At 62.3% G+C, this 24996-nt stretch carries 24 protein-coding genes and 1 tRNA gene; 14 read left to right on the forward strand and 11 right to left on the reverse strand.

What is annotated here, in order from left to right; all coding sequences use genetic code 11:
• Window positions 1–143 precede the first annotated feature (143 nt).
• The 3 genes from KEC16_RS05430 (at window position 144) to KEC16_RS05440 (ending at window position 2760) form a co-directional block, all read left to right on the forward strand.
• The gene (locus tag KEC16_RS05430) at window positions 144–1916 is read left to right on the forward strand and encodes an HD family phosphohydrolase (protein WP_211546663.1); all 1773 of its coding nucleotides are present in this window, start codon (window positions 144–146) and stop codon (window positions 1914–1916) included.
• A 62-nt stretch (window positions 1917–1978) separates the two neighbouring features.
• Window positions 1979–2485 (forward strand): TIGR00645 family protein, encoded by a 507-nt coding sequence (locus KEC16_RS05435; protein ID WP_211546664.1) that lies wholly within the window; start codon window positions 1979–1981, stop codon window positions 2483–2485.
• A gap of 2 nt (window positions 2486–2487) precedes the next feature.
• Complete coding sequence (locus KEC16_RS05440; protein WP_211546665.1) at window positions 2488–2760, forward strand: hypothetical protein; 273 nt, start codon at window positions 2488–2490, stop codon at window positions 2758–2760.
• 8 nt (window positions 2761–2768) lie between these two features.
• Here the strand turns inward: KEC16_RS05440 and KEC16_RS05445 are convergent, their stop codons facing one another.
• Window positions 2769–3572 carry a M23 family metallopeptidase gene (locus tag KEC16_RS05445; RefSeq protein ID WP_249208816.1) on the reverse strand — a complete coding sequence of 268 codons (804 nt, stop codon included), beginning with the start codon at window positions 3570–3572 and terminating at the stop codon, window positions 2769–2771.
• 2 nt (window positions 3573–3574) lie between these two features.
• Window positions 3575–4594 carry a COX15/CtaA family protein gene (locus KEC16_RS05450; protein ID WP_211546667.1) on the reverse strand — a complete coding sequence of 340 codons (1020 nt, stop codon included), beginning with the start codon at window positions 4592–4594 and terminating at the stop codon, window positions 3575–3577.
• A gap of 88 nt (window positions 4595–4682) precedes the next feature.
• On the opposite strand from KEC16_RS05450, the gene KEC16_RS05455 reads away from it, so the two are divergent.
• On the forward strand, window positions 4683–6026 hold the full coding sequence (locus KEC16_RS05455; RefSeq protein WP_211546668.1) for a TldD/PmbA family protein: 1344 nt from the start codon (window positions 4683–4685) through the stop codon (window positions 6024–6026).
• A 279-nt stretch (window positions 6027–6305) separates the two neighbouring features.
• Window positions 6306–7994: a diguanylate cyclase domain-containing protein gene (locus KEC16_RS05460; RefSeq protein WP_211546669.1), complete on the forward strand. Its 1689-nt coding sequence runs from the start codon at window positions 6306–6308 to the stop codon at window positions 7992–7994.
• On the opposite strand, the gene KEC16_RS05465 is transcribed toward KEC16_RS05460, so the two are convergent.
• From KEC16_RS05465 to KEC16_RS05480, 4 genes are all read right to left on the reverse strand, one after another.
• Window positions 7975–9813 (reverse strand): carboxylesterase/lipase family protein, encoded by a 1839-nt coding sequence (locus tag KEC16_RS05465; protein WP_211546670.1) that lies wholly within the window; start codon window positions 9811–9813, stop codon window positions 7975–7977. The two genes, KEC16_RS05460 and KEC16_RS05465, sit on opposite strands and share 20 nt — an antisense overlap.
• Window positions 9814–9938: 125 nt before the next feature.
• Window positions 9939–13415 (reverse strand): methionine synthase, encoded by a 3477-nt coding sequence (gene metH / locus KEC16_RS05470; protein WP_211546671.1) that lies wholly within the window; start codon window positions 13413–13415, stop codon window positions 9939–9941.
• A 7-nt stretch (window positions 13416–13422) separates the two neighbouring features.
• Complete coding sequence (gene metF / locus KEC16_RS05475; RefSeq protein WP_211546672.1) at window positions 13423–14301, reverse strand: methylenetetrahydrofolate reductase; 879 nt, start codon at window positions 14299–14301, stop codon at window positions 13423–13425.
• Entirely contained in the window at window positions 14298–15242 is a 945-nt protein-coding gene (locus tag KEC16_RS05480; RefSeq protein ID WP_211546673.1) for an ArsR/SmtB family transcription factor, read from the reverse strand. Before KEC16_RS05480 ends, metF begins: the two co-directional genes overlap by 4 nt.
• 270 nt (window positions 15243–15512) lie before the next feature.
• On the opposite strand from KEC16_RS05480, the gene KEC16_RS05485 reads away from it, so the two are divergent.
• Both KEC16_RS05485 and KEC16_RS05490 read left to right on the forward strand, forming a co-directional pair.
• Window positions 15513–16265 (forward strand): MlaA family lipoprotein, encoded by a 753-nt coding sequence (locus KEC16_RS05485; protein WP_428846050.1) that lies wholly within the window; start codon window positions 15513–15515, stop codon window positions 16263–16265.
• 27 nt (window positions 16266–16292) lie between these two features.
• Entirely contained in the window at window positions 16293–16889 is a 597-nt protein-coding gene (locus KEC16_RS05490; RefSeq protein WP_211546675.1) for an MlaC/ttg2D family ABC transporter substrate-binding protein, read from the forward strand.
• Between the two features lie 197 nt (window positions 16890–17086).
• Here KEC16_RS05490 and KEC16_RS05495 read toward each other — a convergent pair whose 3' ends face one another.
• Window positions 17087–17434, reverse strand: coding sequence for a PilZ domain-containing protein (locus tag KEC16_RS05495; RefSeq protein ID WP_211546676.1), 348 nt, complete (start codon window positions 17432–17434; stop codon window positions 17087–17089).
• 133 nt (window positions 17435–17567) lie between these two features.
• On the opposite strand from KEC16_RS05495, the gene KEC16_RS05500 reads away from it, so the two are divergent.
• The 5 genes from KEC16_RS05500 to KEC16_RS05520 all read left to right on the forward strand — a co-directional run bounded on the left by KEC16_RS05500 (window position 17568) and on the right by KEC16_RS05520 (window position 19911).
• Window positions 17568–17643, forward strand: a tRNA-Ala gene (locus KEC16_RS05500).
• 23 nt (window positions 17644–17666) lie between these two features.
• Entirely contained in the window at window positions 17667–18161 is a 495-nt protein-coding gene (locus KEC16_RS20105; RefSeq protein ID WP_346344035.1) for a DUF6538 domain-containing protein, read from the forward strand.
• Entirely contained in the window at window positions 18151–18450 is a 300-nt protein-coding gene (locus KEC16_RS05510) for a DUF3572 domain-containing protein (protein WP_211546678.1), read from the forward strand. The genes KEC16_RS20105 and KEC16_RS05510 overlap by 11 nt, the downstream gene beginning before the upstream one ends.
• Window positions 18450–19142 carry a DUF7168 domain-containing protein gene (locus KEC16_RS05515; RefSeq protein WP_211546679.1) on the forward strand — a complete coding sequence of 231 codons (693 nt, stop codon included), beginning with the start codon at window positions 18450–18452 and terminating at the stop codon, window positions 19140–19142. The genes KEC16_RS05510 and KEC16_RS05515 overlap by 1 nt, the downstream gene beginning before the upstream one ends.
• Before the next feature lie 229 nt (window positions 19143–19371).
• A complete protein-coding gene (locus KEC16_RS05520; protein WP_211546680.1) occupies window positions 19372–19911 on the forward strand; it encodes an IS110 family transposase in 540 nt (179 codons plus the stop codon).
• A gap of 118 nt (window positions 19912–20029) precedes the next feature.
• Here the strand turns inward: KEC16_RS05520 and KEC16_RS05525 are convergent, their stop codons facing one another.
• Complete coding sequence (locus tag KEC16_RS05525) at window positions 20030–20719, reverse strand: c-type cytochrome (protein ID WP_211546681.1); 690 nt, start codon at window positions 20717–20719, stop codon at window positions 20030–20032.
• An 87-nt stretch (window positions 20720–20806) separates the two neighbouring features.
• A complete protein-coding gene (mog, locus tag KEC16_RS05530) occupies window positions 20807–21343 on the reverse strand; it encodes a molybdopterin adenylyltransferase (RefSeq protein WP_211546682.1) in 537 nt (178 codons plus the stop codon).
• Window positions 21344–21554: 211 nt separating this feature from the next.
• On the opposite strand from mog, the gene KEC16_RS05535 reads away from it, so the two are divergent.
• Both KEC16_RS05535 and KEC16_RS05540 read left to right on the forward strand, forming a co-directional pair.
• On the forward strand, window positions 21555–22022 hold the full coding sequence (locus KEC16_RS05535) for a ferritin-like domain-containing protein (RefSeq protein ID WP_211546683.1): 468 nt from the start codon (window positions 21555–21557) through the stop codon (window positions 22020–22022).
• 239 nt (window positions 22023–22261) lie between these two features.
• Window positions 22262–23569 (forward strand): RsmB/NOP family class I SAM-dependent RNA methyltransferase, encoded by a 1308-nt coding sequence (locus tag KEC16_RS05540; protein WP_211546684.1) that lies wholly within the window; start codon window positions 22262–22264, stop codon window positions 23567–23569.
• Here KEC16_RS05540 and KEC16_RS05545 read toward each other — a convergent pair.
• On the reverse strand, window positions 23549–23986 hold the full coding sequence (locus KEC16_RS05545; protein ID WP_211546685.1) for a hypothetical protein: 438 nt from the start codon (window positions 23984–23986) through the stop codon (window positions 23549–23551). The two genes, KEC16_RS05540 and KEC16_RS05545, sit on opposite strands and share 21 nt — an antisense overlap.
• Window positions 23987–24090: 104 nt before the next feature.
• Window positions 24091–24981 (reverse strand): hypothetical protein, encoded by an 891-nt coding sequence (locus tag KEC16_RS05550; protein ID WP_211546686.1) that lies wholly within the window; start codon window positions 24979–24981, stop codon window positions 24091–24093.
• Window positions 24982–24996 lie beyond the last annotated feature (15 nt).

Raw genomic sequence — 24996 nt, forward strand, 5'->3', positions numbered from 1 at the left:
CGCACAAGAAAGCGCCAGATGGCATCGGGCGTCAACCCTACGCCTTTAGACGCCTTGGCCTGAAAGGGCTTTGGCTGTACCTTGAAGGGGTCCGCACAGGCAAGGATGCGGACAGGGTCGGGGAGCTTTTGGGAGCTGGGCACATGGCTGCCGCGTCGCAGGAACAACGCTATCGCACGCTGATCGAACTGGGCATCGCCCTCTCGGCCGAGCGCAATCACAACCGGCTGATGGAAAAGATCCTGCTGGGCGCCAAATCGATGACCAACGCCGATGGCGGCACGCTGTATCTGGTCACCGAGCATAAGGACGGTCTGAAGTTCGAGATCATGCTCAACGACACCTTGGACGTGGCCATGGGCGGCACCACCGGCAAGCCGATACCGTTCCCGCCGTTGAGGCTGCACGACGATCAGGGCAACCCCAATCACAAGAATGTCTCGTCCTATTGCGCGCTGTCGGGGACCACGGTCAACATCACCGACGCCTATGACGTCGATAAGTTCGATTTTTCCGGCACCAAGGCGTTCGACGCCAAGACCGGCTATCGGTCGAAATCATTCCTGACCGTGCCGTTGAAGAATTACGAAAACGAGGTGATCGGCGTCCTGCAACTGATCAATGCCCGCGACCGCAAGAACACCGTCATCGCCTTTGGCCCCGACATCACCCCCTTGATCGAGGCGCTGGCCTCTCAGGCGGCGGTGGCGCTGGACAACCAGCGTCTGATCGAAGCGCAAAAGCATCTGTTCAAAAGCTTCATTCAAGTGATCGCCGGCAGCATCGACGCCAAAAGCCCCTATACCGGCGGGCATTGTAATCGTGTTCCCGCCTTGACCTTCATGCTGGCCCGCGCCGCCTGCGCGCAAAAGGACGGTCCCTACCGGGATTTCACCCTCACCGACGATGAATGGTACGAGTTGGAGGTGGCCGCCGGCCTGCACGATTGCGGCAAGGTGACGACGCCGGAATACATCGTCGACAAGGCGACCAAGCTGGAAACCATCTACAATCGCATCCACGAAGTGCGCATGCGCTTCGAAGTGCTTAAGCGCGACGCGGTGATCGACTATCTGCAAGGGGTTCTGGCCGAGGAAATCCCCGAGGCCGCGCTGAAGACGGCGATGGAAACCCGACTGGCCCAATTGGACGATGATTTCGCCTTTATCGCCGAATGCAATGTCGGCGGCGAGTTCATGGCGCCGGAACGGATCGAGCGGATGAAGCAGATCGCCGAGACCCCGTGGACCCGCACCTTGGATGATACTTTGGGGCTGTCCATCGACGAAATGCGGCGGCGGCATGGTGAACAGCCGAAAGCCCCGGTGGTGGAAAAGCTGCTTTCCGACAAGGATTGGCACGTCATCCCGCACGAAGGCGCTTTCGATCTGTCGCAATACGACGTCGAGGGCTTCACCATGCGGCCATGCGACAACAAGTACAATCTGGGGGAAATCTACAACCTGTCCATCGGTCGCGGGACGCTGACGGCCGAGGATCGCTTCAAGATCAACGAACACATCACGCAGACCATCTTGATGCTGAAAGCGCTGCCTTTCCCCAAGAATCTGGCCCGAGTGGCGGAATGGGCCGGCGGCCATCATGAAAAGATGGACGGCACCGGCTATCCCAAGAGCTTGACGCGCGAACAGATGAGCGATCCGGCCCGCATGATGGCCATCGCCGACATCTTCGAGGCGCTGACCGCCGCCGATCGGCCCTACAAAAAACCGAAGACGCTGTCCGAATCGCTGAAAATCATGTCCTTCATGGTCAAGGACCGGCATATCGACCCCGATCTGTGGGTTTTGTTCCTGCAATCGGGGGTGTGGAAGGACTATGCCGAGCAATACCTGAAGCCGGAACAGGTTGATGCCGTCGATATCAGTCAATATCTGCCCAAGGCGGCCGAATAGAAGGCTTGCCAGTCCTGCTGCGGCGCGGTAACACCAAGCCTTCGGCACGAAGAGGGCTGGGAATGATCGAGCGCGCCATCGAGACGTTTTTGTACTGGAGCCGCTGGCTGCTGGTGCCCCTGTATATGGGGCTCACCGTTGTCTTGCTGTTCTTCGCCTTCAAATTCGTTCAGGAACTGATCCATCTGGTGCCGTTGTTGCCGCAGATGGCCGAAGCCGATCTGGTGCTGACCGCGCTGGGGATGATTGATTTGGCCCTGGTCGGCAATCTGCTGATCATGGTGATCTTGTCGGGCTATGAAAACTTTGTCTCACGCATTGACGTGGCCGAAGGGGACGACAAGCTGTCGTGGATGGGCAAGCTTGATGCCGGCACCCTGAAAATCAAGGTGGCGGCGTCCATCGTCGCCATTTCCTCGATCCACCTGCTCAAAGCCTTCGTCAACGCCCTGTCCATTCCCAACGACAAGTTGATGTGGCTGGTCATCATTCACCTGACCTTCGTCGTCTCGGCCCTGATTTTGGCCTATGTCGACAAGCTGGCCTTTGCCAGTCACCGGGAGCATTGAACATGGGTTTGGGCGAATTCAATTTCCTGGCTTTGCCGGTCGTGGTGCTGTTGTCCTTGTTCGGAGCGCCGCTGGCCTTTCGTCGCGCCGGCTTTCAATGGGCGAAGATCGTCTTTGGCACCGTGGCGGTACTGTTCTCGGCCCTGGGCATGGTCGGCGTCATCGTTTCCATCCAAAACAAGGCCGGGCTGGGGGAAATCCCGCTGGCGTGGCTGGTGGTGCCGGCCTTGGGCTTTGCCCTCTATCGTCTTTCGCAGATCAAGGCGCCAGCCTGACACGCGGCTTATTGTTGGCCGGCTGGGTTGGGGCCCAGCACCGCCAGCACCGTTTCCGGGTCCAGCCGCACGTCCAGCCATGACGCCCCCCAATGCAAATGCGGACCGGTGGCGCGTCCCGATGCCCCCACCGCGCCGATAAGCTGCCCCTTGTGCACATTCTGGCCGACGCTGACATCGGTGCGCGACAGGTGGGCATAGACGCTTTGCAGTCCCAGACCATGGTCGATCATCACCGTCTGGCCGGTAAAGAACATGTCGGGATGGGCCAAGGTGACGATCCCATCTCCGATGGCGGCGACCGGCGCGCCCTTGATCGCGGCAATGTCGGTGCCGGAATGGGGGGCGCGGGCTTCGCCATTTAAGATGCGCTGGCTTCCGAACACCCCCGAGACGATGCCTTGGGCCGGGGTGGTGACCCCGGACAGGAACAGGGCGCGCGGCGACGCCTGTTCGCGCGCTTGCGCGATGAGGCGATTTTCGGCGCCGATGCGGGCCTGAAGTTCGGGGTCGGGGCTGACCTTGGCCGGGGGCAGGCCGTCGATGCGCTGAACGGTCCAGCTGCGGCGGGCGATGGTCAGGGGCTGGGAGGTGCCGTCGATGGTCAGAATTGCCGTGGCGGCGGCATCGCGGCCGAAGCCAAGGATGAAATGGCCTTGGGCATCGGCGGGCACGGCGCGGCCGTCCAAGCTGATGGCGGCGCCGGGGGCTGCCTGGCCAAGAACCAATCCGCCTTGTTCCAGCCGGCCGCGCAATTCAGTGGCCGAGACCGGCAGGGCGATCAGCAGCAGCAACGGCAACAAACGGCGCATCGTCATCTCCGCAAACAAAACAAAGCCCATGTTAGCAGAGACACCAGCACCACCGCGCCCCCTTGATGCAAGGCGGCCAGCGGTAGCGGCACCGCCAGCAGCACGGTGGATATTCCCAATCCAGCCTGGACCCAGCCCCATAATCCGGCCAGCACCAACGGTCGCGGCCCCTTTGACAGCCACGCCCACCAGCCCAGCAAGCTGAGGCAGGCCCAGGTGGTCAGGGCCAGCACGCGATGGACGTAGTGCACCGCCGCCGGGCTTTCCAGCGCGTTGAGCAGGGGCGGCCGGGCCTCGGGCGGGAACAGGCTGTCGCCCATCAATGGAAAGCTGTTGTAAAGGTGTCCCGCCCCCAGCCCGGCCGTCAACGCCCCCCAGGTCATAGTGGTCAGGGCCAACACGGTAACGGCCACGACCAGTTTGAACGCCAACGGGTGATGGCGCCGCGGCGGGTCGAGCAAGGCCAAAGCCGTCATAAGCAAGGCCGCCAGGATCAACAAGGCCAGGATCAGATGGGCGGCAAGACGGAAATGGCTGACCTCGGGGCGGTCAACCAGACCGCTGGCCACCATCAGCCAGCCCAGCAATCCCTGCATGCCGCCAAGGGCGAACAAGACGAGCAGGCGGCTGGTCCAGCCCGGCGGCACCATGCGCCGCCACAGGAAAAACGCCAGCGGCAGGGCGAAGGCCAGCCCGATCAGCCGTCCCCACAGGCGATGGATGTATTCCAGCAGGAAGATGCCCTGATAGCCGGCCACATCCATCTGGGTGTTGACCAGGCGGTATTCCGGCGTTTGTTGGTAAAGGGCGAAAGCTTGCTGCCATTCCTGGGCATTGAGCGGCGGCAGCAGGTGGTGCGGATTCCATTGCACCATGGACAAGCCCGACCCGGTCAACCGGGTCAGCCCCCCCAGCACCACCATCACCGCCACCATGGCGGCGACGCTCAGCAGCCATGCGGCCAGTTTCCGGCGATGGTCGGCGGGAAGCTGGTCTTGGGCGGTGGGCAAGGCGTCGCGCATTCAGGGCATATGGGTGGGGTGTGGCGGGGTTTCCAGGCGGGCGGGGGCGTGCTAGCCTTGAGGACAATTTCGGCCTCCGGAGGAATCCATGTCCGCTCCCGATACCCTGTCCCTTTTGGATGGGCTGGTGGCCCAGGCCCGCCGCGCCGGCGCCGATGCCGCCGACGCCGTCGCGGTCGATAATGTCTCGCTGTCCGTCGGCGTGCGCCTGGGCGAGTTGGAGCGAATGGAGCGTTCGGAAGGCGCTGATATCGGCCTGCGCGTGTTGATCGGCAAGCGTCAAGCCATGGTGTCGTCCTCTGACCGTTCGCCCGACGCCTTGGGCGAATTGGTTGACCGGGCGGTGGCCATGGCCCGCGCCGTGCCCGAAGACCCCTATGCCGGTCTGGCCGATCCGTCGGAATTGGCCCAGGAATTTTTGGACCTGCAAGCCTGCGATCCGGCCGAGCCGTCGGCCGAAACCCTGCTGGATATGGTCAAGCGGGCCGAAGACGCCGCCCGCGCCGTCCCCGGCGTGACCAATTCGGAAGGGGCCGAGGCTGGCTGGGGCCGCTCGGCCGTCGCCTTTGTCGGTTCCAACGGTTTTTCCTTTGGCTATGCGGCGACCTCGGGCTCGGTGTCGGCGGCGGTTCTTGCCGGCACGGCCGAAGGCGGGATGGAACGCGATTACGATTACACCTCGGCGGTGTTCATGGCCGATTTACGCGCGCCTGAAGATGTCGGCCACCAAGCCGGTCATCGGGCCGTCCGCCGTCTGGGCGGGCGGAAGGTCAAGACCTGTCAGGTGCCGGTGGTGCTGGATCCGCGCGTCAGTCGCGGTCTGATCGGCTCCTTGGCGGGGGCTATCAACGGCGCGGGGGTGGCGCGCGGCACCAGCTTTCTAAAGGACAAGCTGGGCAGCCGGATTTTCGCCCCCGGTATCCGCATCGTCGATGACCCGCACCGCCTGCGCGGCATGCGGTCGCGTCCTTGCGACGGCGAAGGGGTGGCGACCCGGCGGCTGAACGTGGTCGAGGACGGCGTCTTGACCACTTGGCTGATGGATTGCCGGTCGGCCCGTCAATTGGGGATGAAAAGCACCGGCCATGCCAGCCGAGGCACCGCCTCGCCCCCCAGTCCGTCGGCCAGCAATTTCTATCTGGAAGCCGGGCCGGTGACGGTGGCCGAAATGATCGGCGACATTGGCAACGGCTTTTACATCACGGAATTGTTCGGCCAGGGCGTCAATGGCGTCACCGGCGATTATTCCCGCGGCGCCGCCGGTTTTTGGATTGAAGCCGGCGAAATCGTCTATCCGGTTTCCGAAGTTACGGTGGCAGGCAATCTTAAGGATATGTTCCTCAACATGGCGCCGGCCAATGATCTGGTTTTCCGCTATGGCGTCGATTGTCCGACCTTGCGAATCGACGGCATGACGGTGGCGGGACGCTGAAACCCGTCCCGCTGGAGCCCGGATCACGCGGTGTGAATTTCCCTGATCCTCGGCATGAACAAGTCCGGCCTTGTGGCCGGCTTTTTCATGGATTCGGGCCGGTGCGAACAAGGCGCAAATCCAACGTAAACATCTTTTGTCACCATTGGCGGCTGGTTCGTATTTGATGCCGCTTGTTCATGGAAAACTATATCTGTTTGCATAATCCGAGGTGAAATTAATAGGCCTAAAGTTGTATATTCTGCCCTGTGGGATCGGAGTTTGCCGTAGGGGCTGGATATGGGTCTTCGCCAGAAATTCGTCTTGATCGTCGCGATGGGGATTTGCGCCTTCGGCACATTGTTTTCCCTGGCGTTGCTGGAACAGCGTCAAGCGGTTATCGACGCATATGTCGCGCGCAATCGGAGCGTGGTGACCATGGCCATCTCGCTGTTGCAACAGATCGAACAGCGTCACCAAGCCGGTGAATTCAGTCTGGCGCACGCACAGGATCTGGCCAAGGAGACCATTGGTCATCTGCGCTATGATGGCGGTGAATATTTGTTTGTCACCACTCAGGCGGGTGAATTTCTGCTGAACCCGCAGCGGCCCGAGTTGGAGGGGCGTGCGGTGGCCAGCCTGGCCATGGCGGCGGGCGCCGATCTGGGGGCATTGCTGGCGGCGGCGGTTGAAAAAGGCGAAGGGGTGGCCCGCTATCGGTTCACCCGTATTCCCGGCGGCAAGCCTCTGGACAAGATTTCCTATGCGCGGCTGTATGCCCCGTGGGGCTGGATGATCGGCACCGGCATCTATGTCGAGGACGCCGAGGCCGCCTATGGCAAAAGCGCGTGGCGCCTGGCCGTGGTCGCCACCCCGGTGGGATTATTGCTGATTGCCGCCATTTTCTGGTTGGCCCGTTCGGTGGCCGGACCGCTGCGCGATCTGTCGTTGGTGGTTCAAGACATCGAAAGTCACCGTTTTCGCGGGACCGTCCCCCATACCGGACGTGGCGATGAATTGGGCCAATTGGCGCGGGCGGTGTATTCCCTGCACCATGTCTCGGAAATGGAAGACGAAGTCCGCCGAACCCGCGAACTGATCGCCACGGTGTTCGATGCCAGCCACGAGGCGGTGCTGATTTCCGATCGCTACGGCACCATCGTTCAGGCCAGCGCCGCTTTGTGCCGGATCAGCGGCTATGGCGCCGACGCCTTGATTGGGCAAAAGGCGTCGATTTTGCGCTCTGGCCATCATGACGAGGCTTTCTTCGCCGATCTATGGCAGGCGTTGTTGCATGGCGAGGGATGGGAAGGCGATGTCTGGAACCGTCGCGCCAATGGCGAGGTTTTCGTGGTGCATCAGCGCATTTCGGCCATCCGCGACAATGACGGCACCATCATTAATTTCGTCGCGGTCATGCACGATGTGGTCGAGAAGAGCCGGCGCCAGAAGGGGCAGCGTTATCTGCCGCTGCACGATCCCTTGACCAATCTGGGCGATCGCACGTTGCTGTCCGAACATTTGGCGCGGGTGCTGTCGCAAGCGATCCGCAATGGTCGGCCTTTGGCCTTGCTGGTCATTGATCTGGACGGCTTCGCCAAGCTTAACGCCGCCATCGGCATGGTTGCCGGGGACGAGGTGTTGCGCTTCGTCGCCTTGCGCTTGATGAAGGTGGTTCGCTCCGCCGATATCGTCGCCCGCCTGGGGGGAGATGATTTCGCCGTGGTGATGGAGGAATTTTGCGGTATCGACGAAATCCGCGCGGTGGCGACGCGTCTGGTCGAAGCCATGCGCGCGCCGGTGATCATCGACGGCCGGCAGGTCGAGATCACGGTTTCGGTGGGGATCGCCTTGGCGCCGCAGGATGGGCGGGGCGAAAGCCCGTTGTTGAAAGCCGCCCGCGCCGCCCTGGCCGAGGTCAAGGCCGGGGGCGGCGATGGTTTCGCCATGGCCTCGGGCGTGGGTGCAATCAGGGCGGCGCTGGTTTAACGCCGTCGCCGTCCACCTTGTCCCAAAGTGTCCGGCAATGGGCATCGGCGGCGAGACGGGCGGTCATCACCGGGGCGCGGCCGTCGCCGTTCCAGACCAGCGCTTCGCCGCTTTGGCCATAGGGCCGCCAGGCGCCGGGCGGGCTGAGGTCACGGGCGAAGCCGGTCCAGGCCTTGCCCATGGCCTTGGCCAAGTGGTGATTGGCGGCGGGGACCGGAAGAACGCCGTTAAATTCAGCCGTGGTTACATCCAGCGTGTTGAAGACAAAGGCTAATTCATCGCCATGGCAGACCATGCCATTGGCCGGGGTGCAGGCTTGGCTGCCGCTTCCCGCCAGCAGGTCGAAGAGGGGCGGTTGGGTAAAGGAATAGGCATAGACCGGCTGCCGCGGCGCTTGGGTCAAGGCCCGGTTGGCGCTGCGCAGATTGGCGCAGATGAAGGTGTCGTCGCCGCTGACCGCGGCCATGGCTTGGGCGGCGGCGTTATAAAAATCCGTGCCCTTCAGGCTGCGGACGGCATAGGGGGTTTGCCCGCGCGCATCGTTGAAGGCGGTGATGCGGGCCAGGCCATCGACGCCATAAAGGGCGGCGATGGCGCCGTCATACCAGCGGGTGTTCATCATCGAGGCTTTTGCCCCGGTGGCGAGGCACTGGGCTGCCTCGGCGGGATTGGGGTTGACCTCGCCATGATTGGAAGCGAAGGCGGCGCAGGCAATGCCGGCGAACAACACTCCCTCGTTGCCGTTCATGCCGAAGATAAAGGGCTTGGGATGGGCCAGGTTCTGGGGCGTGTAACCGTTCAGCGGTTGGCCGCTGACCAGGGTTGCGTCGATCACCGGCCCCCAAGGCATGGATTGCAGAAAGCCGACATCGGCCTCGTTTTGAAGGCGGTTCAGTTCGTAGACATTGGCGGCGCGGAACACTTGGCGCAGGGAATAATCTTGCAGGTTGGCGAAGCTGGGGAGACAGTCCTGCGGCGCGACGGCGGCGCCGCAAAGCGCGTCGATGAATTCCTGACCATTGGCCGAGGCTTCGGCCGGCACAGGATAAAGCACGCCCATGGGGTTGCTTTCCATGATCGAGGCGCGAAACAGCGGCCCCGAGGACGGAATGGCGAAGTGATGCAATCCCACCGACATGGCCCCGGCGCTTTCGCCGAACACGGTGACTTTGTCGGGATCGCCGCCGAAGGCGGCGGCGTTGGTCTTGACCCAACTCAGGGCGGCTTGCTGGTCCATCAGTCCGAGATTGCCGGGAATGGGGTGTTCAAGCATGCCGCCCGCAGCCTTGTCGGCGAACAGGAAGCCCAGGCTGCCGAGGCGGTAATTCACCGTCACCACCACGACCGGCCCCATGGCCGCCAGGGCGGCGCCGTCATAAGTGGCCAGCGATCCCGCCCCCGAGGTGAACGAGCCGCCATGGATAAAGACCATCACCGGCAGGGCCGTCTTGCCGCCGATTGCGCTTTTGGGGGTCCAGACATTGAGAGTCAGGCAATCCTCGTCCCCTTGCAGGGTGATGCCGTCGGCAGCGTATTGCGGGCAGATGGCGCCGAACTCCACCGCCGGTCGCTCGCCGCTCCATCCTTGGGGGGGGCGTGGCGGCATCCACCGCAGATTATTGGCGGGAGTGGGCGGACTGGCGTAGGGCAGGCCCTTATAGACGAAGATGTCATCGGCCTTGGCCGAGACCATGCCGCACAGCGCACCCTCAGCGATGGTGGTCGTCGAGCCTGGGGCGCACGCTTTAGGGGCGGTTTCCGCCGCGGCCGGAAGAGCCACAAGCAAGAATGTCGCGGCGAAGACCGAAAATATTTTCATCACGGTTCAGGCTCCATCCTTGCGCGGTTCCGCGCAAGGATGGTTTTTGGCGTCACGCCTGACAAGGTTTAAAGTGTTTAACTCCGACAAATATTCAACCGAGCCGGTTCATGCGCCGGGCGGGATCAGACGGTGAAGTACTTGGCCTGCGGGTGCAGGCAGACGATGGCGCTGGTGCTTTGTTCCGGCTCCAACTGGAATTCGTCGGACAGGGTGATGCCGACCCGTTCGGCCCCCAACAACGCCAGCAATTGCTTTTGATCCTCGACATTGGGGCAGGCGGGATAGCCGAAGCTATAGCGCGAGCCCTGGTAGTTCTGCTTGAGCAGCTTGTCCATTTCGGCGGCGTCCTGGCTGGCGAAGCCCAATTCGGCGCGAATGCGCTTGTGGACGTATTCGGCCATGGCTTCGGCCATTTCCACCGACAGGCCATGCAGGTACAGGTAATCCTGATACTTATTGGCTTCGAACCACTGGCGGGCCACGTCCGAGGCATTTTGCCCCATGGTCACCACTTGCAGGCCGATGACGTCGCGCTGGCGGTCGCTGATCGGGCGGAAGAAATCGGCGATGCACAATCCGCCATCGCGGCCCTGACGGGGGAAGCCGAAGCGGGCCAGTTCGGTGGTGCCGTCGGTGTCGAACACCACCACCGCATCGCCATCGGCGGCAGCCTGCCAATAGCCGTAAACGCCCTTGGCGTGCAAGATGCCTTCCTGCGAGCAGCGCTTGAGCATGTTGAGCGCAATCGGCTTAAGCTCCTTGCTGGCCCAAGCCTTGAACTCGTCGATGCTCTTGCCCTGCTTCCGATAGCCCCAGTGGAACTGGTACAGCATGGTTTCGTTGAGGAAACCGGCGAGATTTTGCAGCGGCACGTTCTCGATCAGCCGCGCCCCCCAGAACGGCGGGGTGGGGACGGGGACCTCGTTGTGCAATTCGGCCCGGCGCAGGTTGACCTCGGCCCAATCGACCGGGCGCAGGGTGCTGGTTTCCGCCGGCTGGCCGATGCGTTTGGAATTGCCCGATTTCGGCGCCTTGGCTCGGGCCTGGACATAGGTGTCGAACGAACCGTCGGCGACCTTGGCCATCAAATCCAAGCCATCGAAGGCATCGCGGGCATAGGCGACGCCGGAACCGCCATAGGAGTTCAGGCAATCTTCCTCGACGAACTTGCGGGTCAGGGCGGCGCCGCCCAGCAGCACCGGCACGTCGATGCCCTGGGCGCGCATTTCTTCCAGATTGTCCTTCATGATCACGGTGGATTTGACCAGCAGGCCGGACATGCCGATGGCGTCGGCCCCGTGTTCCTTGGCCGCCTTGATGATCTCGCCCACCGGCTGCTTGATGCCGATATTGACCACCTTGTAGCCATTGTTGGTCAAGATGATATCCACCAGATTCTTGCCGATGTCGTGGACGTCGCCCTTGACCGTGGCCAGCACCATGGTCGCCTTGGCGTTGCCGGCGGATTTTTCCATGTGCGGCTCCAGATAGGCCACCGCCGCCTTCATGGTTTCCGCCGATTGCAGCACGAAGGGCAATTGCATCTTGCCCGATCCGAACAGCTCGCCCACCACCTTCATGCCGTCAAGCAACAGATCGTTGATGATGGAAAGCGGCACCCAGCCATCGGCCATGGCGGCGGCCAGGTCGACATCCAATCCGGTGCGGTCGCCGTCGATGATGCGTTGCTTCAAGCGGTCTTCGATCTTGGCCGGCAGTTCCTTTTTGTTTTCCGCCGCCTTACGGTCGCCGAACAGGGCGATAAAGGTCTGCAACGGGTCGCGGCCCTGGTCGGGACGGTCGAAAATCAGGTCTTCGGCGGCCTTAAGCTCGTCCGCCGGCAGGGAATGCAGCGGCAAAATCTTGGAAATGTGGACGATGGCGCCGGTCATGCCGGCCTTGACCGCATAATCGTTGAACACCGAGTTCAGCACCTGACGCGCCGCCGGCTTCAAACCGAACGAGATGTTGGACAGGCCCAAGACAATGCCGCATTCCGGCAATTCGCGGGCGATGGCGGCGATGGCGTCCAAGGTTTCCAGACCCAGTTTGCGGTCATCCTCGTTGCCGGTGCAGATGGTAAAGGTCAGCGGGTCGAACAGCAGATCGCCGGCCGGCAAGCCGTGCTGGTTGACGGCGAAATCGTACAGACGGTGGGCGATGCGCAGCTTGGCGGCGCAATCCTTGGCCATGCCCTCTTCGTCGATGGTCAAGGCGACGACGGCGGCGCCGAACTTGCGCGCCAGCTTCAGGCGGGCGGCGGCGTCTTCCTCGCCGTTCTCGAAATTGATCGAGTTCAAGATGGCCTTGCCGCCATAGAGCTTGAGCGCCGCTTCCAGCACCGGCAATTCGGTCGAATCGATGACCAACGGCGTGGTCACCGAGCCGCGCAGGCGGGTGACCACCTGGGTCATGTCGGCCACTTCCTTGCGGCCGACGAAGGCGGTGCAGACGTCAAGGGTGTGGCTGCCTTCCTTGACCTGTTCGCGGGCCATGGCGACGATGCCGTCCCAATCCTCGGCCTCTTGCAGGTCGCGGAACTTCTTCGAGCCGTTGGCGTTGCAACGCTCGCCGATGGCCAAGAAGGCGTTTTCCTGGCGCAGCGGCACTTGGCTGTACAGCGAGGCGACGGCCGGGACCCAATGGACGCTGCGCTTGACCGGATTGGGGCGGTCGCCGGCGCCGATCTTTTGCAACATCTGGTGGGTGGCGCCGATATGGGCCGGCGTGGTGCCGCAGCAACCGCCCAACAGGTTGACGCCCATGCCGACAAAGCGTTCATGCCATACCGCCAGTTCTTCCGGCAGCAGCGGATAGCGGGTCTGGCCATCGACCAGTTCGGGCAGGCCGGCATTGGGTTGGATCGAGATCAGGCCGGGCCAGTTTTCCACCAGATATTTGACGTGTTCCAGCATCTCTTGCGGGCCGGCGGCGCAGTTCAGCCCCAGGGACGGGACGCCCAGGGAATGCACCACGGTGGCGGCGGCGGCGATGTCGGCGCCGACCAGCAGCGTGCCGGTGGTTTCCACCGTGACCTGGACGAAGACCGGGGTATCCTTGCCGACCTGGTCGCGGGCGATCTTGGCGCCGTTGACGGCGGCCTTGATCTGCAACGGGTCCTGGCAGGTTTCGATCAAGATGGCATCGGCGCCACCGGCGATCTGGCCGGCGCATTGGATCACATAGGCCGCTTCCAACTCGTCATAGCCGATATGGCCCAAGGACGGCAGCTTGGTTCCCGGTCCGATCGAGCCCAAGACGAAACGGGCGCGGCCGTCGGTGAATTCCTCGGCCGCCTCGCGGGCGATTTCGGCGGCGCGCTTGTTGAGGTCAAAGGCTTTGTCGGCGATGCCGAACTCGGCCAAGGTGATCGGACTGGCGCCAAACGTGTTGGTCTCGACCATGTCGGCGCCGGCATTGAAATACTGCATGGCGATGTTGCGGACCACGTCGGGACGCGATTCCACCAAGATGTCGGTGCAGTTTTCCAGCCCCATGAAATCCGTGTCCACCGACAGGTTCATGGCTTGGACCAGGGCGCCGGTGCCGCCGTCGCACAGAAGAACGCGATTATGCAGATGGTCGAGAATATTGGTCATTTTGTCCTCAGATCGCCTTGGGGCGAACGCCCAGGATGTGGCTGATAGCGTAGGCTAGATCGGCGCGGTTAAGCGTATAGAAATGAAAATCGGTGACGCCGTCGGCGGCCAGGGCGCGACATTGCTCGGCGGCCACGGTGGCGGCGACCAGACGACGGGTTTCCGGGTCGTTGTCGAGCCCTTCGAACAATTGCGCCATCCAGGCCGGCACCGAGGCGCCGCAAGCGGCCGAGAATTTCTGCACCTGGGAAAAATTGGTCACCGGCAGAATGCCGGGCAGCACCGGCACGGTGACGCCGGCGGCGCGGACCCGATCCATGAAGCGGCGATAGACATCGACATCGAAGAAATACTGGCTGATCGCCCGCGTTGCCCCGGCATCGATCTTGCGCTTCAGGTTGTCCAGATCAAAACCGGCATTGGGGGCGTCGGGATGCATTTCCGGGTAAGCGGCGACCGAGATCTCGAAATCGTTGATCCGCTTCAAGCCCTTGACCAGATCGACGGCATAGGCATAGCCGCCGGGGGTGGGCTGATAGGAGCCGGCCCCTTCCGGCGCGTCGCCGCGCAAGGCGACGATATGGCGGATGCCTTCATCCCAGTAGCGGCGGGCGATGTCGTCCACTTCACCTTGGGAATGGCCAACGCAAGTCAGATGCGCCGCCGGCTTCAAGGTGCTTTCACGGGCGATGCGGACCACGGTGTCGTGGGTGCGTTCCCGGGTGGTGCCGCCGGCGCCATAGGTGACCGAGACGAAGCTGGGCCCCAAGGGCTCCAGGCGTTTGACGCATTCCCACAGGGTTTCTTGCATCTTCTCGGTCTTGGGCGGGAAGAATTCGAACGAAACACTGACCGGCTTGGTCAAGGCGGCGATGGGCAGGTTCACGCAAGCTCTCCTATCTTTTTCTTTTCGGCGCTCCACAGCACCACGGTCAATGGCTTGCCCGGCAACATCACCGGCGCGGCGCAGGTCAGCCCGGCGGCGGCGAACCAGCCCTGCACTTCCGCGTCGGCAAAGCCCAGGCGGCGGTGGGCGTGCTGGTCACGCAATATTTCCAGATCGTGCGGGGCGAAATCCACCACCAGCAGCAAGCCGCCGGGGCGCAGGATGCGCGCGGCCTCGGCCACCACCACGGCCGGATCGGTGGCATAATGCAGCACCTGATGAATGGTCACCACGTCGGCGCATTCGGCGGTCAGCGGCACCTGGGTGATGTCGCCCTGGCGGATCATGCAATGGCGCAGATCGGCTTTTTCCAAATTGGCGCGGGCGATGTCGAGCATTTCCCGCGACAAGTCGATGCCGATGCCGCGTTCGATCGCCGGAGCCAGTATTTCCAACACCCGGCCGGTGCCGGTCCCCAGATCGACAAGATCGGCGACGGCGCGGCCTTGAATGGCCGAAAGCAAAGCCCGCTCGACCTCGGATTGGTCCACATGCAACGAACGCAATTGCCCCCAGTCGCGGGCGTTGACGGTGAAATAATCCTGGGCGCGGGCGGCACGGGCGGCGCGGATGGCATCCAGGCGCGATTGATCCAGGCTCAACATGGGGTCGTCGGCGGGCAGCATGGACAGCAAACGGTGGGCGAGGTCGGCCCCCGCGCCTTTGGCGGCGACGCGGTAAAACACCCAGGCGCCTTCGGGAAAGCGATCCAGCAAGCCGGATTCACACATCAACTTAAGGTGACGCGAGACACGGGGTTGGCTTTGCCCCAAAATATGGGTCAATTCGGATACCGTCAGGTCGCCAAGGGCCAAAAGCCGCAGCAGACGCAAACGCGTCGGCTCCGCCGCTGCCCGTAATGCTGTTAAGATGGCGTCCACATCAATCCTCGCTCAAATCAAGAAACATATAAACATATCTTTATGCGAAGAGGAAGGGCGGAATCGGGTTTCGCCACGACAGGAGTGTGGTTTTTTTGCAACATTGCCGAATTAGGAAAAAATCTTTGGTTTTGTGCCCACTGGTCTTTCGGTCAGGACTGTGTTACCTCCATTAGTGCAGGGATACCGCACGGGTGGAGTCCCGCAGCTTGAATTCTTCGGGTGCGCCCGCTCATTGGTTTGGTCTCGATTAAAGGCAGGATGTCAGTCTTGAAGCACAGCTCCATCGCCGCACGCCTCGCCGCGTCTCTCATCGCCGTTGCCCTGGTTGCCGGTTGCGCCACTCCGCCCCCCGCTGACGATAAGGAAGCGATGGCCGATTGGACGCAGACCAATGACCCGTTGGAGCCGATGAATCGGGCGATTTTCGATTTCAACCTGGCCATCGACAAGGCGGTGCTGAAGCCGGTGGCGCAAGGCTATCGCTGGGCCATGCCGCAATATGGCAAGGATCGTGTGCGCGATTTCCTCCGCAACCTGCGCGCTCCGGTGGTGTTCGTCAACGACGTGTTGCAGGGCGAGCCTGACCGCGCCATGCAGACGCTGATGCGCTTTGCCTTTAATACCGGCTTTGGCATTGGCGGTCTGATCGACGTGGCCGAGCCCGGTGGCATCCCTTATCACGACGAGGATTTCGGCCAGACTTTCGCGGTCTGGGGCATTGGTGAAGGCCCGTATCTGGTGCTGCCGATCCTGGGTCCGTCCAACCCGCGTGATGGCGTCGGTATCGCCACCGAATGGTTGGTCGATCCGTTCAATCTGTACATGGATCACATCGACCGCTCTTGGCCGGTCTGGACCCGCGCCGGCGTTTCTGGCCTGGAAAAGCGCGAGCGTCTGCTCGATACCTTGGATGAAATCGAGCGTTCGTCGCTGGATTATTACTCGGCCCTGCGCTCGACCTATCGACAGAATCGTAATGCCGAGGTCAAGAATTCGCTCAATCCGACGGGAATTCGTTAAGTCATGCTTGATAGGCGGAATTTTTTGTTGAGTGCGGCCACGGTCGCCTTGGCCCTGCGTGCTCCCGCCGTTTGGGCGGCGGCCGCCGATGGCGAATCCCGCAAGTTCATTCAGAATCTGGCCGATACCGCCATGAAAACGGTGGCGGTCAAGGATCTGTCCGACGCGGAGCGGGCGGCGCGGTTTCGCTCGCTGTTCGTCAACACCTTTGACCTACCGGAAATCAGCAAGCTGGTGCTGGGGCGGTTTTGGCGTCCGGCGACGGCGGAACAGCGGACTGAGTTCCAGAAATTGTTCGAGGATATCCAGGTCTATACCTGGACCCGGCGGTTCAAGGAATATTCAGGCGAAACCCTGGATATTTCCAGCGTCGAGACCGATGTCAGCGGTGATGCCGTGGTGGTCTCGCAGATTCGCCGGCAGAGCTTGGGCCCCATCAATGTATCGTGGCGGGTTCGCCAGGACGGCGCCACCTTCCGCGTTGTCGATATCATCGTCGAGGGGGCGTCGATGATCGTCACCTACCGCTCGGATTATAGCGGTGTGCTGTCCAGTCACGGCGGCAAGCTTGACGGCTTGCTGGAGGTCATGCGCGACAAGGTCGGTCAGATCAAGGTTTCCTAGGCCCTGCTTGCCACGGAACAGAGATAAAAAGCCCGGTGAGTTCCGCTCATCGGGCTTTTCTTTGTTCTGGCGTCGGCATTAGAGCGCCGAGCGTTAAATCAAGCGCCTGTAGGATTGCTTCGCAAATGGGCTATCGCCCAAACCCATCCGGGGCGGCAGCCCCGTCACGAAGTGATCTTGATTTAACGCTCGGCGCTTTAGTAACCGTAAGGCCGGTCCCCCCACAGCAGGGTGGCGACGTGGCGGCTGACCATCTTCATCAGGTCATAGGACGGGCGCACGAATTGCACCGCCACCCATTCCGGGGTGATGGCGCGGATATCGGCCTTGCCCTTGGCGCAGCGCATGTCGGGCCAATGCTGAGAGGCCATTTCGAACTCCAAGACCTCGCCCTTCCAGGTGCGGCGGCCGGGCGGCAAGGTGAGCTTCATGCCGCCGATGGAGATATCCAGAACCTGGATTTCGCTGTCTTCCATGCGGATGATCAGGCCGGTCCCAGGGTGGCGGTCATCGAAACGGCGGTCATTGCTGCTCTTTTTGATCATCTGGACTATCCATTTGGCCCGGGGCGACGATGGATATTAGCTTGGCCAGCCTGATCGCGCCACCATGGATAAAAGAAAGCAAGGCGGGGTGCTTGACAGCCCCGCTGCCTTACCATACTTTCCCCACCTCGTTGGGGCCGTAGCTCAGATGGGAGAGCGCCGCAATCGCACTGCGGAGGTCAGGGGTTCGATTCCCCTCGGCTCCACCAATCCCATGACGCCATTGAAATAGATGGCAAAAATCAACAAGCCGGTGATTCGTCACCGGCTTGTTCCATTTCCACGCCCCACATCGACATCCCGACACCTCCCGCAAACCCGCAGAAATCCTCGGGTTCACGCTGTCCGGACTGTCACACAACCCTGTCACACAGACCCCGGACCCGGCGCCCACAACGCCGCCGCCCCATGGGACTGTGGCTCAGGGGGGGGGGGGGCGGTGTGGCAGTTCCGGGTGCGCGTTCCCCAAGATGTGCGGTCGAAGGTCGGCAGGTCCGAGGTGTCGAAGTCACTGGGAACATCCTATTACCGTGACGCCCTTCGCGAAGCGCGAGTGGATCGTGAGGTCGCCTTGGCGCTCGGAGGATGGGCGGGGGATGGCGGCAATGACGAAACCGCCGACAATTATGGATGTGGGGTCAAAGCAACCACGCTATTCGCGGCAATTTCCGAGATCGGCTATGATCTCGATCTCATGCACCTGTACCGAGCGGATTATGAACCTTAAAGTCCCAGTTGTTGACCGTAATGCCGCAGAAACCCTGGCACTTCAGGCTGTTGCAATGATCCTGGCGGATGAAAACCTGCTGCCGCGCTTTCTCGCCCTGACGGGATGTGCCGGTGACGAGTTGCGCGCCCGCATCGCGGACCCGAATTTCCTGGGAGCGGTGCTGGATTTCATTCTGGAAAACGACGAAACCGTCCAAAGGCTGGCAGATGGGGCGGGGATCGCGCCGGAAACCGTGATGGTCGCCCGGACAAGGCTTCCCGGCATGCAGGTCGAATGGACGCCCTGATGGCGACCGATCTGGACAAATTGAAAAGCCGTCTTCAGGCGCTTCGGGCGAAAACCGTGACGAACGGCTGCACCGAGGAAGAAGCTCTGGCTGCCGCTTCCAAGGTGGCGGAATTGCTGGATCGCCACGATCTCTCCCTCAGTGATCTGGAAATCCGCGAGGAGCAGTGCGAGCAATCCGCTATCGCCACAAACAAGAAACAGCGCCAGCCCATATCAGCGTGTGTTCCCGCCATTGCCGAATTCTGCGATTGCAAGGTCTGGCGGGAAAAGGACGCAGACGGACGCATCCGCTATGTGTTTTTCGGACTTCGCCCCAGCATTGAGATGGCGCATTACATCTATGATGTGATCGCGGGCACCATGCAGCGCGCCTGGGAGCAATACGCCCATAGCCAGCGGTTCATCCGCTACGGGCACGACGAAAAGGGTTCGTTCCTGTTCGGCATGGCGATGTCCATCGCGGACAAATTGATGGTGATGAAGGAAGAACGCGACGAAGCCATCCGCATCAGCAGCGGGCGCGATCTCGTGGTTCTGCGGCATACGGCGGTCGAGTCCGAGTTCGCCAAGCTGGACCTAAACCTGCGCGGGGGACGCGCATCGGGGAAGAAGGTGGCGGCGGGTGCATTCGAGGCCGGTCAGGCTGCGGGGCAGGCCGTGACCATTAGCCCCGCCGTCAGCCGGAAATGACAGCTTTCATCGCCGCCGGAATTGCTTGTCTTATGAATATCCGTAGCGACAGGCGAAGATGGAACCGCTGAGAGAGGGGAGCAACCCTCTCGTCAGCGGCAAGGGACGGATCGAGAAAACGCTGGCCGTTTGACGGGCCGAGTTAGAGTCTGATCGCCCTCGTCTTTTCCACTGGCCTGGACGGATCCCAGGGGTTTCGCCCCGGATGACAAGCAGAGGCACGGAAAAGATGACCGAGACTCCCATCGGCGTGGATGTATCGAAAGATTTCCGCGATGTTCATCGCCATCCGGATGGCGATGGGCGTCGCTTCACCAACAATGCGGTGGGGCATAAGGCTTTGATCGCTTGGACGGGGAACGAGGTGAGCCGAATTGTGTTCGAGCCCACCGGCCCTTATCATGGGGCGCTGGAACGTGGCTTGGCCAAGGCCGGATTACCCATGGTGAAGGTCAATCCCCGGCAGGCCCGCCGCTTCGCCGAAGCTACTAACAAGTTGGCCAAGACCGACCGCCTGGATGCGGCCCTGCTGGCCCGCATGGGGGCGCTTCACCCCCCGATCTCAAGGCCAAATACGGCCAACTCGTCGCTGCCGGAAAGCCCGCTAAGGTCGCCATCACCGCCATCATGCGAAAGCTCATCGTCATGGCAAACGCCCTGCTCAAGGCAGGGCGGCCATGGATGCAAAAAGACGCTTGATCAACACGGATACTCCAGCGCTCGTTGCGGGCGCGGCCAAGCATGCGCAATGACGAAGGTTAGACCGTGACGCAGATTTAGGGCATCACGGTCTAATGGACGGAAGGTGATTGTTTCAATCAGCCTGTCGGGAGGCTGGATTGCCGCGCCCGATCATCCATCGGACTTTCTGGTTCCATCCCGACAGATCAGTCGTCCAGGGTCGAGACATAGGCCCAGAGATCATCCCAGTCTTTTGGCGATTTGGTCCGCATCAGCTCGTCCACGTCGTCGTGCTTGCGCCGATCGCTCAGCATCAGGGCGATCTGGGCGCGCAGATAGGTGGGGTGCTGCTGGGCCAGGGGCGGTTTTTTGACCCGGCCCTGGCCATCGCGGGCGTGGCATTCCATGCAATCGGCGTTATAGAGCTTTTGCCCGGTCTCGATATCGCCGGGCTGGCGCGGGATCTGTACGGCCTGTTTGGCCAAAATAAGCCGCTGGAAGGCGTCCATGGGCACATCGTCCGACGGGGGGTGCTTGGGCGGTGTGATGCTGGCCAGATAATAGGTGACATCAAGAACGTCTTTTTCCGGCAATTCCCGTTCGTTGGCATAGGGGATCATGGGAATGTTTTCGCGCGCCCGCGATTTGAAGGCGCGCAATTGCTCGGCCAGATACTCGGGGTGCAGCCCGGAAATCCGGGGATAGACGCCGCCGCCGCCGCCTTCGCCGAATTCACCGTGACAAGCGGCGCAGGTGCGCATGATGTCGTGGCCGGAATCGGCGTCATAGGTCCAGGTCTTGCCGTTGGGCAGGGTCCGGGGATCGGGGGTTTTTTGTGCCCACGCGGTGCCGTGCAGACCGCTTATCAAGAATATCGCCGCAATCGCCAGCCGCATGATCCGCATATCCAAGTGGAAAGAGGATCGACAGTGTCGCGACAAAGCGCGGTGGTGGCTTTGAGCGCGGTCAAGCCGGCGAACGGGTTACTTCGCCTTGGGGCGGAAGGCCTTGCAGAAGGCTGCGTCGGTTTGCAGGAAGGGGCCGCCGATCAGGTCGATGCAATAGGGGATGGCCGGCATCACCGCTTCCAGGCAATCGGCGATGGCGCTGGGCTTGCCCGGCAGGTTGACGATCAGCGACTGGCCGCGGATACCGGCGGTTTGGCGCGACAAAATGGCGGTGGGAACCACTTTCAGGCTGACGGCGCGCATTAACTCGCCAAAGCCGGGCATCATCTTGTCGCACACGGCCTCGGTTGCCTCGGGGGTGACGTCGCGGGGCGAGGGGCCGGTGCCGCCGGTGGTGACGATCAGGGCGCATTTTTCCTGATCGGCCAATTCCCGCAAGGTGGCCTCGATAACCTCTTGTTCGTCGGCGATCAGCCGCGCCACCGGCCGCCACGGCGAGGTCAGGGCCTTGCCCAGCCATTCGACCATGGCCGGTCCCCCCAGGTCTTGATAGACGCCAGCGGACGCCCGGTCCGAGATGGTGACGACGCCGATGGCGGCGGGATCGGTCATGGCGCAGGTCCTTTGGTCGGAAAAGGGAAAGACTTTGTCGCAATCAGGCCCCAGGCGTCAACGGCGATCCCGGTTTTGCCAGAGGCGGCATTTTCCCCCGCATGGCTCCGCCCCGTTTTTGACATGGCGGAGGCTGCGAATTGTCATAGCTGGGCAGGGGATTCCGGCGGCAGGCTGTGGGCCGATGAAAAAGCAAGTCGGAACCGACACGATGTCCGTCTCATCCCCCATATATCAGGCGCTCTGCGCCGCCCTGGACGACGAATACAAGGCCCGCGCCACCTATGCGGCGGTAATCGACCGTTTCGGCCCGGTGCGTCCCTTTATCAACATCATTCAATCGGAACAGCGTCACATCAACGCCTTGCAGATGCTGTTCCGGCGGCGTGACTGGTCCATCCCCGCCGATCCCTATGGCGGCATGATCGTGGCTCCGGCCAGTCTGGAGGAAGCCTGTCGGCTGGGGGTGCAGGCCGAGATCGACAATGTGGCGCTGTACGACCGCTTGAACCGACTGGCGGCGGACGATGCCGAGGTGCTGGCGGTGTTCGCCAACCTGCAACAAGCCTCGCAAGAACGGCATTTGCCGGCCTTCCAACGCGGCGATACCGCGACGGGGGGCGGCGGCTGTGGTCACGGCGGCGGCCGAGGAAACGGCCGCGGCGGGCGCTGTCTTTAATCTTTCCGGCGGTGGCGCCAATGACGCCACGCCTTGATGCCGACCCAACCGATGGCGAAGCCGAGGGCCAGGGTGACGAGGCGGTCTGTGTCCATGGCATGATCCAGGGCGACGGGACGGGGGTTTGACTTTATAGTGGCGGTCACAGCGCGGCAACCCGCCCGTGCCCCGGCCTCTTGCGTCGGGCGGGGATTGCCCCTACAACCCTGGCCTTCGCCGCCGCCATTGGATTTTCGCCCATGACTCCCGCCGCCCGTCTTGCCGCCGCCATGGAATTGTTGGACGAAATCCAGGCCAGTCCCAAGCCGGCCGATCAAATCTCGTCGCTGTATTTCAAGAGCCGGCGCTATATCGGTTCCAAGGATCGCCGCGCCGTGGCCGAGACCGTGTGGCGGGTGCTGCGGACCAAGGCGCGCATTGATTGGTGGCTTGAGGCGTTGGATTTTCCCGCCGACGCCCGTGCCCGCGTGCTGGTGGATATGGTGTTCCAAGGCGTCAAGCCCGAACCGGAGCTGTTCCAGGGAGCCCATTCGGCGTCTCCGCCCAATCAGGAAGAACGGCGGTTGCTGGATACCCTGCGGGGCAAGTCGCCGTTCCATCACGCCATGCCGGCCTGGGTCAAGGGCGAGTTTCCGCAATGGCTGGAACCGCGTCTGACCGCCTTGTGGGGGGAGCGCTTGGCCCAGGAAGTGGGGGCCATGCGCGACGAGGCGCCGCTGGATTTGCGGGTCAACACCCTTAAGGCGACCCGAGATGACGCCCTGATCGCCCTGAAAAAAGAACGCATCACCGCCACCCCCACCGAGATTTCCCCCCTTGGCCTGCGTCTGGCCAATCGCGTGGCGCTGGTGCAGGTGCAGGCGTGGCGCGACGGTCTGATCGAAGTCCAAGACGAAGGCTCGCAACTGGTGGCGTTGCTGGCTGACGCGCAGCCGGGCATGGCGGTGGTTGATTATTGCGCCGGCGCCGGCGGCAAGACCTTGGCCTTGGCGGCGGCCATGCAGAACAAGGGCCGGCTGGTTGCGTGCGATGTGGCCGAATGGCGGGTGGACAAGGCGCAGGCGCGATTGCGTCGGGCCGGCGTCCACAATGTCACCCGCCGGGTGATCGAAGGCGAATCCGATAAGTGGATCAAGCGTTCCGCCGCGTCTTTCGATCGCGTTTTGGTGGATGCGCCGTGTACCGGCACCGGGACATGGCGGCGCAATCCCGATGGCAAATGGCAATTGACCGAACAGACCGTGCTGGAACTGGTCGGCCGCCAACAGGTGATTCTGGCCAGCGCCGCCCGGCTGACCAAGCCGGGCGGGCGGCTGATCTATGCCACCTGTTCGATCCTGCCCGAGGAAAACGAGGAACAGATCGAACGCTTCTTGAGCACTCATCCGGAATTCACCGTGGTGCCGGTGCCGGGCCTGTGGGGGGAATTGGTGGGGACGCCCTGTCCGGTGTCCGGTCCCTATTTGCGCCTGTCGCCCTATGGTCACGGCACTGACGGCTTCTTCGCCGCCGTGCTTGAGCGCGCTTTAGCTGCCGTTCCCGAATAACGGCTTAAGAACGCTGAAAGCCTGATTGGCCAAGGCCAGTGTGCCGGAGCCGCCCTCGTCTTGATTGAGGCGCGCGTATAATTGCTGTTGGCGCAACGACGCGGAATTGAAGCCGGCGGCGATGTCTTCGGCGCTTTGGCGACTTAACCCGGCCAGCAACGCCGCCCCCGATCCGCCCTGGGCGCCACCGGCGCCGGCGGCCAAAGCCGCCCGGGCCGAGGCAACCTGGCGCTTGAGCAGGTCGCGCTGTTGCTTGGCCTGTTGGTCCTGCTGCTGCACCAGCAACTGGTTTTGCAGATTGATTTGATCGGCTTGGCTTTGCGCCTGGGCGCTGGCGGCGTTTTGACTGCCGGCCTGCTGGGCGATCATGGAGGCGCCCTGCATGATCATCGGCAACATGTTCGCGGTTCCACCCATGATCTCTCTCCTCCGGGTTGCGTTCTTCTTTTGTTCTAAGTGATATCGCGCGTCGATGTCAAGGAATTTATTCCGCAGAGGTGCGGTGCGCCTTGATCCCGCCGTCACCAAGTGAAGACGTAATCGCCGATATAAGGGCTGGTCCCTGGCTCTACGTTCTTGGTGTTGAAAGCGGCGTACAGGGCGGGGAAGTCGGCGGTGACGCTTGTCCCGCTGGCGCTCCAGCCGTCATGATCGGCGGTGACGGAAAACTCCCATTTTGATTGCACCAGCGCCGGGGCGTCGACGGCATGAATCCGCATCTTGCCCTGCTGGGCGGCGGCGAGGATGGATTCGTCCCTGGCGATGATGGCGTCCCAACCGTCTTCCGCCGGCAAGCTGCCGGAAGCCAGGCCATCCTTCATCCGGGCGATATTATCGGGGTATGTGTCGAGGATCGACGTGACGTGATCGGACAAGGCCTGCGACAGCGATTTGGGCATGGCGTCATAGAGCCCTTGCAGGGCGCGGACGGTTCCATAAATATTTTTCTCGGCCTCGCTGAGTTGTTCCATCTGGCCGGGCTCAAGCTGGGGCAATTTGGGGAGGCGGCCATCGCGGACCAGGGCGCGGACCGTATCGTCGGCGTTGCCCTGGGCGGCGTTTCGGAACACGTCCGACTTGGCCCATTCCTTGACCGCGGCCATTTCCTTGGAGATTCCCTCCGAGGCTTGGGGGTTTGCCCCGCCGCCGCCGCTCGTCTTTTTCGCCGCCGGGTCGCGAGACTTCGCGAGCCCTCGAAGGAACTCCTCAAGCTGGTCGGCGACGGCCTGATCTTTTTGCGCCTTGGCCAATATCGCCTTGGCCCGATCAGAGAGGGTGACGGTTGTCGCCTGCTGCGCGGCGTCTGTCGGGGCCGCAGTGACCACCGGCTTGGCCGAAGTCTCGGAATCGAGGGGCGGCCGTGCTGCTAAGGTGGCGGCAACAGAGGAGCTGGTCGAGGCGATCGTCGTCATGGAATTCTCCCACTC

This window comes from Magnetospirillum sulfuroxidans, assembly GCF_018224925.1.
Lineage (GTDB): Bacteria > Pseudomonadota > Alphaproteobacteria > Rhodospirillales > Magnetospirillaceae > Magnetospirillum > Magnetospirillum sulfuroxidans.

Coding starts and splice junctions, on each gene's coding strand:
- KEC16_RS05430 (WP_211546663.1), top strand. CDS start 144: ATGGCTGCCGCGTCGCAGGAACAACGCTATCGCACGCTGATCGAACTG.
- KEC16_RS05435 (WP_211546664.1), top strand. CDS start 1,979: ATGATCGAGCGCGCCATCGAGACGTTTTTGTACTGGAGCCGCTGGCTG.
- KEC16_RS05440 (WP_211546665.1), top strand. CDS start 2,488: ATGGGTTTGGGCGAATTCAATTTCCTGGCTTTGCCGGTCGTGGTGCTG.
- KEC16_RS05445 (WP_249208816.1), bottom strand. CDS start 3,572: ATGCGCCGTTTGTTGCCGTTGCTGCTGCTGATCGCCCTGCCGGTCTCG.
- KEC16_RS05450 (WP_211546667.1), bottom strand. CDS start 4,594: ATGCGCGACGCCTTGCCCACCGCCCAAGACCAGCTTCCCGCCGACCAT.
- KEC16_RS05455 (WP_211546668.1), top strand. CDS start 4,683: ATGTCCGCTCCCGATACCCTGTCCCTTTTGGATGGGCTGGTGGCCCAG.
- KEC16_RS05460 (WP_211546669.1), top strand. CDS start 6,306: ATGGGTCTTCGCCAGAAATTCGTCTTGATCGTCGCGATGGGGATTTGC.
- KEC16_RS05465 (WP_211546670.1), bottom strand. CDS start 9,813: ATGAAAATATTTTCGGTCTTCGCCGCGACATTCTTGCTTGTGGCTCTT.
- metH (WP_211546671.1), bottom strand. CDS start 13,415: ATGACCAATATTCTCGACCATCTGCATAATCGCGTTCTTCTGTGCGAC.
- KEC16_RS05495 (WP_211546676.1), bottom strand. CDS start 17,434: ATGATCAAAAAGAGCAGCAATGACCGCCGTTTCGATGACCGCCACCCT.
- KEC16_RS20105 (WP_346344035.1), top strand. CDS start 17,667: ATGGCAAAAATCAACAAGCCGGTGATTCGTCACCGGCTTGTTCCATTT.
- KEC16_RS05510 (WP_211546678.1), top strand. CDS start 18,151: ATGAACCTTAAAGTCCCAGTTGTTGACCGTAATGCCGCAGAAACCCTG.
- KEC16_RS05515 (WP_211546679.1), top strand. CDS start 18,450: ATGGCGACCGATCTGGACAAATTGAAAAGCCGTCTTCAGGCGCTTCGG.
- KEC16_RS05520 (WP_211546680.1), top strand. CDS start 19,372: ATGACCGAGACTCCCATCGGCGTGGATGTATCGAAAGATTTCCGCGAT.
- KEC16_RS05525 (WP_211546681.1), bottom strand. CDS start 20,719: ATGCGGCTGGCGATTGCGGCGATATTCTTGATAAGCGGTCTGCACGGC.
- mog (WP_211546682.1), bottom strand. CDS start 21,343: ATGACCGATCCCGCCGCCATCGGCGTCGTCACCATCTCGGACCGGGCG.
- KEC16_RS05535 (WP_211546683.1), top strand. CDS start 21,555: ATGTCCGTCTCATCCCCCATATATCAGGCGCTCTGCGCCGCCCTGGAC.
- KEC16_RS05540 (WP_211546684.1), top strand. CDS start 22,262: ATGACTCCCGCCGCCCGTCTTGCCGCCGCCATGGAATTGTTGGACGAA.
- KEC16_RS05545 (WP_211546685.1), bottom strand. CDS start 23,986: ATGGGTGGAACCGCGAACATGTTGCCGATGATCATGCAGGGCGCCTCC.
- KEC16_RS05550 (WP_211546686.1), bottom strand. CDS start 24,981: ATGACGACGATCGCCTCGACCAGCTCCTCTGTTGCCGCCACCTTAGCA.